16 protein-coding genes are annotated in these 14,024 nt (G+C 56.4%); 1 reads left to right on the top strand and 15 read right to left on the bottom strand.

Translation table 11 applies throughout. From position 1 onward, the window contains the following. Positions 1-56: 56 nt before the first annotated feature. Entirely contained in the window at positions 57-1,271 is a 1,215-nt protein-coding gene (locus tag ACP6EK_RS06650; protein ID WP_438314391.1) for a TIGR04013 family B12-binding domain/radical SAM domain-containing protein, read from the top strand. Here ACP6EK_RS06650 and ychF read toward each other — a convergent pair. The 15 genes from ychF to ACP6EK_RS06575 form a co-directional block, all read right to left on the bottom strand. Continuing rightward, positions 1,255-2,352: a redox-regulated ATPase YchF gene (gene ychF / locus ACP6EK_RS06645; RefSeq protein WP_438314388.1), complete on the bottom strand. Its 1,098-nt coding sequence runs from the start codon at positions 2,350-2,352 to the stop codon at positions 1,255-1,257. The two genes, ACP6EK_RS06650 and ychF, sit on opposite strands and share 17 nt — an antisense overlap. Before the next feature lies 1 nt (position 2,353). Then, positions 2,354-2,575, bottom strand: coding sequence for a DUF951 domain-containing protein (locus ACP6EK_RS06640; RefSeq protein ID WP_438318922.1), 222 nt, complete (start codon positions 2,573-2,575; stop codon positions 2,354-2,356). Between the two features lie 18 nt (positions 2,576-2,593). Then, a complete protein-coding gene (locus ACP6EK_RS06635; RefSeq protein ID WP_017890399.1) occupies positions 2,594-3,109 on the bottom strand; it encodes a nitroreductase family protein in 516 nt (171 codons plus the stop codon). A 30-nt stretch (positions 3,110-3,139) separates the two neighbouring features. Beyond that, the gene (locus ACP6EK_RS06630) at positions 3,140-5,635 is read right to left on the bottom strand and encodes a hypothetical protein (RefSeq protein WP_438314384.1); all 2,496 of its coding nucleotides are present in this window, start codon (positions 5,633-5,635) and stop codon (positions 3,140-3,142) included. Positions 5,636-5,835: 200 nt separating this feature from the next. Beyond that, a complete protein-coding gene (locus ACP6EK_RS06625) occupies positions 5,836-6,657 on the bottom strand; it encodes a hypothetical protein (RefSeq protein ID WP_438314382.1) in 822 nt (273 codons plus the stop codon). A gap of 11 nt (positions 6,658-6,668) precedes the next feature. Then, positions 6,669-7,190 (bottom strand): ferredoxin domain-containing protein, encoded by a 522-nt coding sequence (locus ACP6EK_RS06620; protein WP_438314379.1) that lies wholly within the window; start codon positions 7,188-7,190, stop codon positions 6,669-6,671. Between the two features lie 16 nt (positions 7,191-7,206). Then, positions 7,207-8,079 (bottom strand): radical SAM protein, encoded by an 873-nt coding sequence (locus ACP6EK_RS06615; protein WP_438314376.1) that lies wholly within the window; start codon positions 8,077-8,079, stop codon positions 7,207-7,209. Further along, complete coding sequence (locus ACP6EK_RS06610; RefSeq protein ID WP_438314373.1) at positions 8,073-8,423, bottom strand: cupin domain-containing protein; 351 nt, start codon at positions 8,421-8,423, stop codon at positions 8,073-8,075. Before ACP6EK_RS06610 ends, ACP6EK_RS06615 begins: the two co-directional genes overlap by 7 nt. After that, positions 8,417-9,565 carry an iron-containing alcohol dehydrogenase family protein gene (locus ACP6EK_RS06605; RefSeq protein ID WP_438314370.1) on the bottom strand — a complete coding sequence of 383 codons (1,149 nt, stop codon included), beginning with the start codon at positions 9,563-9,565 and terminating at the stop codon, positions 8,417-8,419. Before ACP6EK_RS06605 ends, ACP6EK_RS06610 begins: the two co-directional genes overlap by 7 nt. Next, complete coding sequence (locus ACP6EK_RS06600; RefSeq protein ID WP_438314368.1) at positions 9,565-9,960, bottom strand: secondary thiamine-phosphate synthase enzyme YjbQ; 396 nt, start codon at positions 9,958-9,960, stop codon at positions 9,565-9,567. The genes ACP6EK_RS06605 and ACP6EK_RS06600 overlap by 1 nt, the downstream gene beginning before the upstream one ends. A gap of 38 nt (positions 9,961-9,998) precedes the next feature. After that, positions 9,999-10,574, bottom strand: coding sequence for a LexA family protein (locus ACP6EK_RS06595; RefSeq protein WP_438314365.1), 576 nt, complete (start codon positions 10,572-10,574; stop codon positions 9,999-10,001). A 5-nt stretch (positions 10,575-10,579) separates the two neighbouring features. Beyond that, on the bottom strand, positions 10,580-10,813 hold the full coding sequence (locus ACP6EK_RS06590; protein ID WP_017872310.1) for an Lrp/AsnC ligand binding domain-containing protein: 234 nt from the start codon (positions 10,811-10,813) through the stop codon (positions 10,580-10,582). 12 nt (positions 10,814-10,825) lie between these two features. Next, positions 10,826-12,088 carry a SufB/SufD family protein gene (locus ACP6EK_RS06585; protein WP_438314361.1) on the bottom strand — a complete coding sequence of 421 codons (1,263 nt, stop codon included), beginning with the start codon at positions 12,086-12,088 and terminating at the stop codon, positions 10,826-10,828. Next, on the bottom strand, positions 12,067-12,798 hold the full coding sequence (locus ACP6EK_RS06580; protein ID WP_438314358.1) for an ABC transporter ATP-binding protein: 732 nt from the start codon (positions 12,796-12,798) through the stop codon (positions 12,067-12,069). The genes ACP6EK_RS06585 and ACP6EK_RS06580 overlap by 22 nt, the downstream gene beginning before the upstream one ends. Positions 12,799-12,828: 30 nt before the next feature. Further along, positions 12,829-13,983, bottom strand: a complete 1,155-nt coding sequence (locus tag ACP6EK_RS06575; protein WP_438314355.1) for a type III PLP-dependent enzyme — start codon at positions 13,981-13,983, stop codon at positions 12,829-12,831. Positions 13,984-14,024: the final 41 nt, after the last annotated feature.

The following is a 14,024-nucleotide window of genomic DNA, read 5'->3' as shown; positions in this document are numbered from 1 at the left end:
TCATAACTTCGAAAAGCCTTTGCTTTTTGCTTCCCGGGATTTACAATAAAGGGCGTATGGTAGAGAAAACGCTGCTTTTCCTCTACAGCCCCAAAAACAGGTTGAGCATGAACGCCCTTCTGGGAGCGCTGTCTTCTTCTTCTCTTTGGGAGAGAACCCGCGTGGTGCTGTGCACCACCGAGGAAGAAGTGCTCTCCGCTTTTGTACACCAGTCCGGAGTGTCTCTCCTTGTCCTCTCCAGCATGACGCCTGAAAAGGAACGTCGTCAGCGTCTTTTGCGGGATTTCCTTCGCCATCCTAACGCCTTCACCTGCTGCGGTGGTCCCCACGCAACGGCTCTCCCTCAGGATTTTGCTCCCTGGAGTACCTTCCTCGTGCAGGGGGAAGGAGAAGGAACCTTCCTCACCATTGTCCAGGCGTTCCTTGAGGGCACCCTCCCTTCCTCACCCCAGACCATCAAGGGTGAGAAGGCACACCTTGACCGTTTTCCCTCGTTCCCGTACCACTTGGGCTTCCTGGGACCAATCGAGATCAGCCGGGGATGTCCGTTCGGGTGCGCCTTCTGTCAGACCCCTGCGATTTTTGGGCGAGCCATGCGGCACCGAAGCCTTGAGTCCATTCTCGAGCATGTCCGCGGCATGATGCGCCACCGCGAGAGCATCGACCTTCGCTTCGTGACCCCCAACGCCTTCGCCTATGGGTCCCCGGATGGGCAAAGGCCGAATATCGAAGCTCTGGAAAGCCTTCTCGGGAGCCTTCGCAAACTCCTCGGTCGGAGGGGGAGGATATTCTTCGGTTCCTTCCCATCCGAAGTCCGTCCAGAGTTCGTCTCGGAGGAGATTCTCCACCTTGTCCGCCAGTACGCAGACAACCGGAGCATTGTCGTCGGAGCACAGTCAGGAAGCCAGAGGCTCCTGAGCCTCATGGGTCGGGGGCACACCCCTGAAGACGTTTTCTCAGCTTGCGAGACGAGCATCCGCCTGGGATTTCAGGTGTACGTGGATTTCATTTTCGGATGCCCCGAAGAGACCGAGGAAGACCTTCGCACCACCGCAGGGTTCATTGAGAAGCTCGTTCGTCTTGGGGCCATTGTTCACGCCCACACCTTTTTGCCCCTTCCCGGAACTCCCTGGGGAGAGAGAACCGGTACCCCTATTCCTCGATGGATGAGGCAATTCCTGGGGAAACTCGCCCAGGAGGGGAAGCTCAGAGGACAGTGGCAAACCCAGGAACGGATGGCCCGAGAATTCCGCCTCAGCGAGGGGAGGTGAACCGGAAATACACGATATCCCCATCCTGAATCTCGTACTCTCTCCCTTCCAGGCGGATACGCCCTTCCTGACGGGCCCGCTCGAAGGACCCACAGGCCACGAGGTCCTCAAAATGAACGACCTCGGCCCTAATGAATCCCCGTTCCATGTCCGTGTGGACCTTTCCGGCAGCCTGGGGAGCCTTGGTACCCCGAGGGAGCTCCCGTGCCCGGAGTTCTTTCTCACCATACGTGTAAAAGGTGATGAGATCAAGCAGCCGGTACGCTTCCTCCACAAGACGGACAAACCCCAGACCGGGAATGCCAAATGCTGCAAAAAAGGCTTTCTGCTCTTCTTCTTCAAGCTCGGAAAGCTCTGCCTCAAGTTTGGCCCAGACCGGAAGGAGTGGAAGCCCTTCCTCTTCGAAGCGTTTTCGTACCTCTTCAAAGAGGCGACGAGAGGACTCCTCTTCATCGAGGTTGGCCACGTAAAGCAGGGGCTTGGCTGTGATCAGCTGATAGGGTTTTAAGATTTCCCGCGCACTGGGCGGGAAATCCACCGCTCGCACGGGAATACCCTGAGAAAGCGCCGCAAAGCACTGTTCCAGAACTTCTTTCTCTTCCCTCAGGTACTCGTCCTTCGTCTTCCGTAAAAGCTCCCGGAGTTTCTCAAGGCGTCGTTCCACAACCTCGAGGTCCGCAAGAAGGAGTTCCGTATCCACAATATCCCGGTCTCGAAGCGGGTCGATATCCCCCGCGACGTGGGGAACGCTTCTGTCCTGAAAGAAACGGAGCACCTCGACCACAGCATCCACTGCCCGTATATGGCTGAGGAACCGGTTTCCCAGTCCCTCTCCTTTACTTGCTCCCTCCACAAGCCCTGCCACGTCAACGAATTCTATGGTCGCCGGAACGACTTGGGGCGGATGGAGAAGACGGGCCAGCACCTCGAGCCGCCTGTCAGGGACCGCCACCACACCCCGGTTGGGGGAAACGGTGGAAAAGGGGTGTCCTGCAACCTCTGCATGACCCCCCGTGAGGAGGTTGAAGAGCGTCGTCTTTCCCGAATTCGGTAGCCCCACAATCCCAACCTGAAGCCCCATCTCACACCTCAATGATACACTCTTTCGGCTTGAGACAGCGGCCCTGGCGGTAAATCTCTCGGATTTTCCCTTCGAGTTTTCTCCGGGGAATCATCACAAAGCGCCCACAACCCAGGCACTTTATGCCAATATCCACCCCAAGACGCACAATGCGCCACTTCTGGCTTCCACAGGGATGGGCCTTCTTCAGGGTCACAATGTCGTCAATCTCAAGATGCAGCACGCCCAAAATCCATCACCGTCACTCGACAAAGACGTCCTCACAGTAAATCTTCTCGAGGGGTCGGCGAGTCGTCGCCTGGGGAATTTTCACCGGATATCCCAGAGGGGTCACGGCAACGACCCGAATCTCGGGAGGAATCTGGCAAATCTCCTTAATGCGGTCCTCGTCAAAGGCCCCAATCCAGCAGGTACCCAGCCCTTTTGCCCAGGCTGCAAGCACAAGATGCGTCATCGCAATGGCCACGTCAACGGGCCAGCTCTCCATATACCCCCCAATGCACCCCCCTCTTCCCGTGGCGCAGGCCACAATCACCACTGGGGCCTCTCCAATGAACTCCTGCCCAAAGCAGGCCTGCGCAATGAGGCGGCGCTTTTTTTCATTCCGCACCACGATGAACTTCCACGGTTGTAGATTGTTAGCCGAGGGCGCAAGACGGGCAGCCTCGAGAATCTCTTTCACGTCTTCGTCGGCAACATCTTCTGCTCGAAACTTTCGAATGCTCCTGCGCGTGGCAATGACTTCAGAAAGGTCCATAGACATTCCCCCTTTGGCTCGCCCCTTTCCTCAGGAATTCTCAGGAACACGAGGAATGCGAATCTCAACATAGGGCTGGAGTTTCTCAGGATCGGGAATCTTTTCCCGGTTGGCTTCCCAGATGATTGTCCATTTCCGACCATCCCGGTAATACCGGCGAGCAATCTTCCAGAGACTGTCCCAGGGCAGGATGACGTAAGAGGTGAACTTTTTTGCCTCCTCAAGCTGAGCAGACAGCTCCTCATTCCTCCGCTGCAGAACCTCAATCTGGTCTTCTTTGTCCTTGAGCTCCTGCTGGAGCCTGCCGATTTCCTCCTCGGCTCTCTTTCGCTCTTTCTCAAGCTCCTGGATACGTTCTGCCGAACCCTTTTGAGTCCGCAAAACCTCAAGTTCCCGGTCAATACGGGCAAGCTCTTCCTTTTTGCGACCAAGCTCTCCCTCAAGGTCCATCCGCTCCTGGGCAAAACGCTTGATGTCTTCCTGCAGAGCTTCCTTCTCCTTGATCAACGACTCGATGTCTTTCTCGACTTCCTCACGCTTCTTGCCACTCTCAAGGAGGCTGTAGAGTTCTTTGATGCGTTCCTCAAGAGAGGCTTTGTCCTTCTCAAGGTTTTCGAGAAGCCTTCGAATGGTCTGCAACTCTGGAATGGAGGCTCGTGACTCTTCGGCAACCTTTCCCAGCTCTCCCCGCAAGGTCGCAATTTCACCCTCTATGGTCTGGACCCTGGTCCTTAGGTCTTCTCTGAGCATCTCTTTACTGAACTTTTCGATTTCCGCAAGGCGAGCCTCAAAAAGCCCGAGGGTCTTCTGAATCTCGGCAAGGATTTCCCGAACCGGAGAAAGCGCTTGCCCCTGCGCGTGAACCTCCTCAAGACGTTTTCCAAAAGATTCCAGACTCTGGGCAAGCTCCTGAACCTGAGCAAAGACCTTCTCAAGAGCTCCAGCAACCTCTTCATCTTTCGCCCGCAAGGATGCCTCAAGGGCCCGCATGTTCTCTTCGGTCTTCCTGAGGGCATCCTCAAGGTCACCCTGGACACCCAAAAGCGTTGCAAGCTGAGCCCTCAGGTTTGCTACCTCTTCTTTCTCCGAGAGCGTGGCGATTTTCTCCTTTAAGGCAAGAATATCTTTCCCTTTCCCCTCCAGTTCCTGAACGATATTCGCCTGCTCTGCTCGAAGCTCCTGGAGACGTGCCCTGAGCAACTCGCGCTCCTCAAGGAGCGTGACGACCTCGGCACGGACCTCCTCGAGATCCTGAGGCGAAGGTACGGCAGCAGCTAACGCCTCGACTTCCTTTCGGAGAGACTGCAGGGTGGTTTCTTTCCAGGTATCCATACCGCTCTCAAGACCCAAGAGTTTCTCCTGGAGACTGCTGAGTCTCTGGGAGAATTCCTGAAATGTCACCTGGACCTTCTCGAAGTTTCCCTCAAAAGATGCCACCGACTGCGAGAGACCCTGGAGTTCCTCTTCAAGAGCGGCGATTTTCTGTGAGAAGGTCAGGAGGCTTTCTTCAAGCCTCCTACCGTAGTCCTTCTGGGCGAGCTGGACTTCCCCAAGAAGCTCACGGATGGTCCCCACGCTCTCCTCGGTCCTTTTCTCATACTCAGTGAGCTCTTTCTCCAGAGACTGGAGTTTCTCCTCAAGGGTCCGCAGAGCCTTCTCGAAAACCTCAAGGGGAACAGCCTTTTCTTTCCAGGCAGCCACTTCTTGCTGAAGCGCAGAAAGGGTATCCCGCACTTCCTGAATTTTCCCCTCGAAGTACCGAAGAAGCGCGGAGAAGCGCTCATCGATACTCAGGGTAGCAATACCCTGCTCCATAGCAAGGACCTTCTCTTCAAGGGCGGCCACCGCCTTCCCAACATCTTGGAGCGCTCTGGTCTTCTCCTCAAGGAGCTCACGCATTTCCCCCTGGAGGCGCTGGACATCACTCTGAGTCGCCTCAAGGGTGCTCCTGAGCCCTTCCACTTCCTGAGAGAGTGCCACGGAGGTTTCCAGTTTCCCCGAAAGGTCTGCCACTGTCTGCTCGAGTTCCCGAACCTTCCCTTCGAAGTATGCAAGAAGTGCGGAGAAGCGCTCATCGATACTCAGAGCGGTAATACTCTGCTCCAGATTCTTCAGGGACTCCTTAAGAACCTCCAGCTCCTTCATCGTCTCTTCGAGAGCCGTGATTTTTGTGGCCCACGTATTCAGATCCTCCCCAAGACGAGCTAGAGAAGATTCCATGGCTTTTCTTGCCCGGGAAAGGTCCTCAAGAGTTTGGCCTTTCTCGGCCAGGGTAGCAGAAAGGGTACGGATTTCCTCTTCAAGGTTTTTCACCGTTTTGAGCTGCCCCTCAAGGTCGGCAATCCTCTGCCCCATCTCGACCACGCTCTGGGGAACTGTACGAGCTTCCTCCAGACCTTTTTCCACTGCTACCATCCTTCCGGCAATACCCCGGACGTCCCGAGAGACACTGGTCAAAAAGACAATCACAAAAAGCGAGACGCCAAGAGCAAGAAAAGCGACGATAAGGGCAAGCCAGTTCTTCAAGGTGACACCCCCTCCGTTCTTGGGCTTCCCTTGAATTATAGCACACTCAGGGGGAGAAACACGTCAGAAAGAGGAAAAAGGAGGCCAAGGAGGAGGAAGAGCAGGAAAAGACCGCACAAGAGGACAAAGACCAGAATGCACCACCTTCGCCCTCTCCGACGCTGGAAGGAGAACCGAGATGGAACAGGGTACCTCACGTCTCAGTCTTCGTCCATGATCCGGGCATAGACCATCCGGGCGAAGTCCTTTTTGGTCGCCCGGTCCACAAACTTCAACGCCTTAAGGAGTTCGTACTCGTCCTCCCGGAGATTCCCCTGGCGAAATTGGCGGTCGAGTTCCGGAACCTGGAAATGGGCAAGGTTCATTGTGGCGATGAGGTAATCTCGACCTTCCCTGGTCTTCACCCGGGCCTCGAGCTTCTCGACCACTGAGACGTCCCCGGAGCGGTACCGCTCGACGATTTCATCGGCAGAGTACCCAGGGAGACTCCGAAAAACGGTGTGGATCACAATGTCACCGAGTTCCCTGCCCGATTTCACCTCTTCTTTGACTTCCCACAAAAGAGGCGAAAAGTGAATGACATCCTCACTGAAGACCGGCTTCAGTGCTCCAAAATCTAGACCCAGGTCCTCGAGCTTTCGCAGCGCTCGCTCAAGCACAACCTGTCTGGGTTCTTCTTTTGGTTCTTCCTTTCGAATTTCCTCCAAAGGGACGGTCTCAACCGCCTCCTGAGACTCCAGGGGTTCAACGCTTTCTGCCACCTCCTCTTCTCTCTGTGCTTCACGCTGAACAGCAAAGCGTGGCCTCCTCAAAACGCGTTCGGGCTCTTCCTCTTTTCGGGAAGCTCCTGTTCGCCGCAAGCGCGGTTTTTCCGGTTCCTCTTCCTCGTACTCTCCCTCCCGCCAGAGCCTTCGTTCCCGGGCGTTCTCTCGGATGATGAGAATAATACTGATGAGGATGGCCACAATGAGCACGGCAAGGACAAGGCCAATGATATCCTGGATGCGTAACCCAAATTGCATATCCCCACCCCTTATTCTTTCCGGTCAAAATAGATGTTCTTTCCCCACGCCGAAAGGGGAATGCCCATGACCACGTCATCGGACACCAGCCCCTCCCGTCTTGCCACAACACCAATACGGTACATGATGCGGTTGTCCACATTTAAAAGGGAGGCTACCTTCACCGCCGAACCGAGGGCAATCCCCAGGTCCAGGAGTCGCATGACACACTGAGGTCCCTTGAATTCCCTCTGTTCCTCAGGAACAAGGTCCGCACACCGTTCAAAGCCACACGCTCCACAGTTGAGCCCCGCAGGCTGAGCATCTTTCAGACCCACGAGCACCACTGCCTGGGAGTCAAGGACGTTTTTCCCGTCACGGATAAATCCCCGGATCCCGTTTTCCTCCCCGTATCGGATCATGGCCTCCCCGAGTTTCCGCACTGCTTCCCCCTCAAGAATGGTCACAGTCACAAAATCTTTCCCCACTGCCTTCGGTGCCGTTTTTGCCGCAATCACCATGAGTCGTGCCACTTCCAGGATAGCTTCCCTCACGTTCCCATCCTCCCTTCTACTGGAGAATGAAGTTACGAAGTCCCAGGGACCTGCCGTACTCCAGAACTTCCTGATAGGTCCGGTCACTCACAGAACGGGCAATCTCCGGAAAGTCCTGCGCCCGGTAAAGAGGACGGTATTGCCGAAGAAGCGTAACGAAAACGTCCCGGGAGATCTCTGTGGCAAGGAAGCGGAGATTTTCTTTGGCTTCTTCCTCAAGAGAAGGGATGATGAGAATGCGGACGATAAGCCCTCGGCTGGCGACACCCTCTTCGTCAAGCACCACATTGCCCACCTGCAGGAACATCTCCCGGATGGCTTCCCGGCACACTTCAGGGTAACGGGGTGCCTGGGAATACCGTACCGCACTTTCTTCACGGGCGTACCGCATATCGGGAAGATAGATATCCACAAGACCCCGCAGGAGCCGGAGAACCCCAAGATCCTCGTAACCACTGGTATTGTAGACGATGGGGATGCGGAGACCTTCCTGGCGGGCACGGTCAACGGCCTCGAAAATCTGTGGAACAAAGTGTGTTGGCGTGACGAGATTGATGTTGTGGCACCCCTGCCGCTCCAGAGACTGCATCATAGCAGCAAGAGCAAGGGGGGTGACCTCAATCCCCTCGCGAAAATGGCTTATCGTGTAGTTCTGGCAGTACACGCAGGCCATATTGCACCCTGAAAAGAAAATGGTTCCCGAACCCCGGTACCCGCTGAGGACTTCCTCCTCCCCAAAGTGGGGATGGAAACTCGCCACCCGGGGAAGCATCCCCCCACCACAGAATCCCCGTTCCCCCTTCGTACGGTTAACACCACACCGCCGGGGGCAGAGGGAACAGGACTTCAGGCGCTCGGAGAGCTCCTGCAGGACTTCCCAGGCTAACACGATACCTTATCCTCCGGAAGATACGGAACCTTCACGAAAATTCCCCGCAAAGGCCCATCCAGGGCCAGAAGGTCATGCCGTTCCCCCGGTTCCACTCGAAGGGCCATTCCCGCTACAACAGGAACATCCTGGCCATTGACCTTGAGGATCCCCTGACCTTCAAGGATAAAGAAGGTTTCCTCGACTTCTCGGTGGTAATGGGCGCCCATGCTGGTTCCCGGCTTCAAATACACCACACCACAGTCCAGACGGGGTCCTCGAAAGAGGTACTTGATGCCCCAGTCACCTTCACGGAAAGCCCTGTCTTTCTCGTAGACGATCTCCACATTCTCCCTCCTCACCATACCTCCTCAAGGAGCGCTTGAAGGTCTTCCGGAGTCATCGGACGGGGATTCTCAAGGATACTCCGCCCGATACGTTCTTCCCGCACCACCCCGCCCAGCGCTTCGCGAGGAACGCCAAAATCCCGCAGTCTCGTCCGGAGTCCCACTCCCCGCACAAAGTCCTCAAAAGCCCGTGCAAGAAGCTCTCCCCAGTCCTCGCATTCGCCGCCCTGAAGGCCCACACAAAGGACGATATCCCGGTACCTTTCCTTAAGCGCTTCCTTGTTGAAGCGAATGACTGGAGGCAAGAGCAGACCACAAGCCTCCCCATGGGGAATGGCAAATTCCGGTCCCACCATGTGGGCAAGACCATGACAGGCCCCGGAGGAGGCATTGGCGAAAGCCATGGCACTCAGCATGCTGCCCTTGGCCACCTGTTTCCGGAAAAAGGTGTTCTCCCCTTCCCGAACTGCCCGGGGCAGGTACTCCCAGAGAAGACGTATGGCTTCAAGAGCAAGCACATCGGTCACAGCATTCGCCCGGGGGCTCGTGTAGGCCTCGATAGCCTGAACCAGCGCATCAACCCCGCTTGCCGCAGTGCGATAGGGGGAGAGGGAATAGGTGAAGGTGGGGTCGATGATGGCCACCCGAGCAACCAGAAAAGGACTCCGCAGACTCTTTTTGAGCTTTCTCGTGGCATCGGTCAGAACGGCGTTATTGGTCATCTCTGAACCCGTTCCCGCAGTGGTAGGCAGGGCAATCCAGGGAAGCGCGGGACGAGTAAGAGGTGCTCCCTCAAAGTATGGGACAACGCTTTCCCCGTTTGGCAGGACTCCCGCAACGGCCTTGCCACAGTCCAGGACACTCCCCCCTCCCAGAGCCACAACGCTGTCGCAACGGGCTTCCCTTGCCACCCTTATCCCCTCATCGACTACCTCAAGGGTGGGCTCGGGAGGGACTCCGCTGAAAACCACTGCCTCAAGGCCACGCCGGGCCAGGGCGCCGAGGATGTCTTTGAGGATTCCCGATTCCCGGGCAAAACGCTGCCCCACAACCACAAGGGGGCGCTTCCCGAAACGCTCAAGATGCTCCCCAACCCGTCTCCCCTCACCCGGGCCAAAGTAAATCTCCTGGGGCAGGCGAAAAACAAAGGACTCCTCCATCAGGGTTCCCCCACGATCTGGACGATGATGGTTCGCAGGCGGGGACGGTTGTCGAAGTCCACAAGGACGATGTCCTGCCATGTCCCAAGGAGGAGCTTCCCGTCCACAAAGGGTAGGACAAGGGACGGACCGGAAGATTGGGCTCGCACATGGGCGTACCCGTTCCCATCCTGCCAGCGGGCGTTATGCTCGTAGAAATGAGAAACCGGCGCAACCCGCTCCCAGAAATCCCTGATGTCCTTGACGAGTCCTGGCTCGAACTCGGTCGTCGTAAGGGTTGCCGTTGTTCCAGGAACAAAAAGACAGAGAATCCCCGCACGAAGACCGGACCGCTCAAGGACTTTCGCCACCTCTTCCGTCAGCGGAACGATATCAGTATGGCCTTTCGTCTCCACCCGTATCTCTTCCGTGATGACCAGAGCCCATCACCCCTTTAGAGCTTCCGCCAAACCCCAACGACTCTCCCGATGACGTTCCCCGAACCCTCTCCTTCCCAGAGGTCATCCCGCTCCAGGAACACCCTCCCCTGACTCACGAGAAAAAGCAACGCTCCATCTCCAAAGGTCTCTCCCCGCTCCACAAGGAGGTAATCTCCCTCGAGGATGTGCCAGCGGCTGAACGCCCCATTCTGCACCCGAAAGACGAAGTACTCCCCTTCGCCGACGAAGTGTCTGGGGAAAGGGAAAAAGGCGCGGGTGAACTCAAGACATACTCCCTCCCGATCCTGGGTCACTCCACGGAGAAGGGGTACGAAGACGATTTCCTCTGAAGGGAGACTCTCTTCGCTTGAGGAGACCAGCTCAATGGCCCGGGGCTTTGCCGGTTTCCGGCGAATGAAACCCTTGGCCTCGAGTTTCCGAAGGTGGTAATGGACGCTGCACGACGATTGCAAACCCACTGCCTTTCCAATCTCCCGAACCGTAGGAGGATAGCCCCGCTCCTGACAGTAACGGGTGATGAAGGACAGAATTTCCTCTTCCCGGGGAGAGATAGGACCTTTCGGTTTCATGGTCTTTAGGGAATAACCGGGCACGTCAGGGTTCTTTTGACTCCGTTCATGGATTGAATTTCCTTGAGCACAACCTCCCCAATTTCCCGATTACTCTCCACTTCCACAAGGGCAATGAGGTCGAAAGGTCCCATGATACGGTCAACCCGGAGGAAATACGGAAGCTGACTCAGCTCCTTTTTGATTCCCTGAGCCTTTCCGGCCTGGACCTGGATGAGGATATACGCCTGAACCGCCAAACACCTGCACCCCTATAACACATCCCGGGATGTCACCCGGATGATTTCCTCGATGTACCGCCGAAGCGCCTCAGGAAGACCAGGAAGGTCAAGGTTCAGAAATCCCTGGGTAAGCAGCGACAGAGCTTCTTCCCTTTTCAATCCCCTTGCCCTGAGGTAATTCACCGCTTCCTCTTCAAAAGGACCCACCGCTGCCTCGTGGGACAGCCGGGCCCTGGGGGCTCCGTACACCTCAAGCTCCGGCACAGAGACAATCTGGGCTCTGGGAGAAAAGAGCATACCCTTGCACTCCAGGTGAGCCTGAACCTCATCGTGGTAGGCAATGAGCCGGCCACGGGCGAAAACCTGCGCTTCGTCTGTTGCGCACACCCGGGAAATAGAGCTTCCCCGACAACCCTGGTTCTTTAGAAGAAGGGTGGACCCAAGGTCAATATAGGAGTTCCCCTTGGCAAAGACGATGTTCTGAAACGTCGCTTGCGCTCCTTCGCCCTCAAGGAAAACCTGAGGGAAAGCCTGAATGGAAGCCAAGGGCTTCAAAAGTACGTAGGTACTGCTGAAAAAGGCGTTCTTCCCCAGTCTTGCCGCAGTTCGGGGACGGACATGGAAGGCCTCTCCCCAGTTGTGTACCATGGTGAAGGTGAGGCGGGCGTTATCCCCAAGGTAGAACTCGCTCACCCCGATATGGACCCCGCTCTCGTTTCCCCGCACCGAGGCACACCCAGTGATGAGATTTGCCTCAGCCCCTTCTTCAAGAATGACGATATTGTGGACACTCTGCACCCGTGCCCTTTCTGACATCAAAAGGCAGGCTTGAAGGGGGATTTCTACCTTTGTGTGGGCGAACACCCTGATGAAGTACCCCTCTGTTGGGCAGAGCTCGGCAAAGGCCGTGTACTTGTCGGCATCGACGGGAACAAGACCCCACCAGTACTCTAAAAGCTCCGGGTACTTCCGCAGAGCCTCCTGAGAGCTCATAATCTCAAGCTTCCCCTGAAACGCCCGCTGCACCCGCTCGTACACCGCTGAGCGGTCCACCTGGAGGTACGTAGCGGCCTTCTCTCCCTCAAGCTCCACCCCCGCGTAGAGCGCTGCTTCTCTCAGCTGGTCCTCAATCTCCCGGACATCCTCAACCCGTTCCCGGGGGGAACAGAGGTAGAACTGAGAGAGGTCGATATCCGGTCCCAGAGAGGCTCTTTTTGCCAGCGCCTTCTCCGCGCGTTCCCTCAGGTCTCGCAGGTACTCCTCCTGAACCTTCATCGCTCGCACCTCGCACATTCCTGGTACCCTCGTTCCTTGATGTCGGCGAAAAGGTCACGGGGATTGCCGCTGCAAACAATTCGGCCGTTCATGAGCACATGCCCCCGATCGGCATTGAGGTACTCAAGAATATACCCCGTGTGGGTGATGATGAGACCAGACCGTTTTTTTGTCCGTACCTGATCCCGCTCAAAGAGTTCTCGGAGAGCCCGACCCACGAGGGCAATGCTGTCCAGGTCAACCCCCGATTCCGGCTCGTCCACCATGGAGAAGAGAGGGCGCTGCAGAAGGAGCTGGAAAAGCTCGGCCCTCTTCATCTCTCCACCGGAAAAGCCCTTACCCACCTCCCGATCAAGGAGGTAGAGGCAGTTTACCCGCGACGCCGTCTCCTCGAGGGCATCGGTCAAGCCTCGCTTTTCAAGCACCAGGCGACCAAGCGTCCGCAGCGTAATGCCGCTTATGGTGGGCATTTTCTGAAAGGCCATGCCAATACCCATTCTGGCTCGCTCTTCCACATCGAGGTTTGTGATGTCCTTCCCCTGGAAGAAGATCCGCCCTCCAACAATCCTGTACCCTGGCATCCCCATGATGGCCATGAGGAGCGTCGTTTTCCCCGCTCCATTGGGACCAAGGAGGACATGAACTTCTCCTTCTTGGATCTCGAGGTTCACGCCATCGAGAATCAGCGTATCGCCAACGGCCACCCTGAGCTGCTCGATGTAGAGCATGCCTTTACCTCCCCTTCCCATTATAGCACACTACACCATGACCACCTGGGGCTTGTCGAAACCGTTGAACGTTGTCGCCGAAGCCCAGGAGTACGCTCCGATATCCGGGACCACCACAAGGTCGTCAACCTCAAGAGGAGGAAGCGTAACGTCCTCGGCCACAACATCCAGCGAATCACAAGTCGGCCCAGCAAGGGTGCAGAGGACTTCCTGGTCACTCTCTTTCAGAGCGTAGAAGGAAAAGCGAGCCTTATCAAAGGGAATGGCCGAAAAGGTTCCATAGAGCCCATCATCCAGGTAGTACCAGATTCTCCCTGAACGCACCGCTTTCCCGATCACCCGGGTGACGAGTACTCCTGCATTCCCCACAATGCTCCGGCCTGGCTCTGCAATAACCCGAAAACCCCGGGAGAGAAAAGGTTCAAGAAGTGGATACACAACTTCACTCACAATCTCAAGACTCGCCGGCCCTCCCTCACTCGAATAGGTGTAGAGAGGGAATCCCCCACCGATATCGATGAGGGTAAGGAAAAGACCCCGTGCCTGGGCCTTCAAAAGGACCTCCTCCACAATATGGAGTGCCGTGGCGTACGTTTTAGGATTGTGGCAGGGCGACCCCACATGGAAGCTCAAGCCCACGGGGGCGAGCCCCATGTCCTGAGCCCTCAAAAGGAGCTCTAGGGCCTCCTCCGGCTCGGCACCGAACTTGTACGAGAGGTCGATGCGACTCCCATTGGAAGGGGTTTTCAGGCGAAGAACAAGCCTCGCCTCGGGGTAGTACCGCTGAATCTTTTTCAGCTCCTCCTCGTTGTCGTACGTCATGAGCGAAACCCCAACCCTCCGGGCGTAGAGAATACCCTCCCGGCGCTTAACGGTATTGGCGAAAATCATCCGCTCCGGAGCGACACCAAAACTCGTCACCAGGGCAATTTCCTGTTGCGAGGCCACATCGAAAGAAGAACCCAAAGAAGCCAGAAGGCCAACCACCGAAGGGTGAGGGTTAGCTTTCACCGCGTAGAAAACCTCCACTCCCGGGAGGAAGCGCTGAAACGCCCGGTAGTTCCTGACAATGCGTTCCCTCAAAAGGATGAGGAGAGGGGTACCAAACTGGCTGGTCAGCTCTTCAATCTGCTCTTCGCCCAGTGGAAATGCCCGCTCTTCGAGAACCCGCAATCTCTTTCCCATGTATGCACAATCACCCGATTCCCAGGAAGTACCTCTCTGCG

Origin of the sequence: Candidatus Caldatribacterium sp. SIUC1, from assembly GCF_051549785.1 — a bacterium.
Lineage (GTDB): Bacteria > Atribacterota > Atribacteria > Atribacterales > Caldatribacteriaceae > Caldatribacterium.
Note: the sequence above shows the minus strand (reverse complement) of the source record. Positions and strands in the feature narration are given on the sequence as shown.

Coding starts and splice junctions, on each gene's coding strand:
- ACP6EK_RS06650 (WP_438314391.1), top strand. CDS start 57: ATGGTAGAGAAAACGCTGCTTTTCCTCTACAGCCCCAAAAACAGGTTG.
- ychF (WP_438314388.1), bottom strand. CDS start 2,352: ATGGGGCTTCAGGTTGGGATTGTGGGGCTACCGAATTCGGGAAAGACG.
- ACP6EK_RS06635 (WP_017890399.1), bottom strand. CDS start 3,109: ATGGACCTTTCTGAAGTCATTGCCACGCGCAGGAGCATTCGAAAGTTT.
- ACP6EK_RS06625 (WP_438314382.1), bottom strand. CDS start 6,657: ATGCAATTTGGGTTACGCATCCAGGATATCATTGGCCTTGTCCTTGCC.
- ACP6EK_RS06610 (WP_438314373.1), bottom strand. CDS start 8,423: ATGGTGAGGAGGGAGAATGTGGAGATCGTCTACGAGAAAGACAGGGCT.
- ACP6EK_RS06605 (WP_438314370.1), bottom strand. CDS start 9,565: ATGGAGGAGTCCTTTGTTTTTCGCCTGCCCCAGGAGATTTACTTTGGC.
- ACP6EK_RS06595 (WP_438314365.1), bottom strand. CDS start 10,574: ATGAAACCGAAAGGTCCTATCTCTCCCCGGGAAGAGGAAATTCTGTCC.
- ACP6EK_RS06585 (WP_438314361.1), bottom strand. CDS start 12,088: ATGTGCGAGGTGCGAGCGATGAAGGTTCAGGAGGAGTACCTGCGAGAC.
- ACP6EK_RS06580 (WP_438314358.1), bottom strand. CDS start 12,798: ATGCTCTACATCGAGCAGCTCAGGGTGGCCGTTGGCGATACGCTGATT.
- ACP6EK_RS06575 (WP_438314355.1), bottom strand. CDS start 13,983: ATGGGAAAGAGATTGCGGGTTCTCGAAGAGCGGGCATTTCCACTGGGC.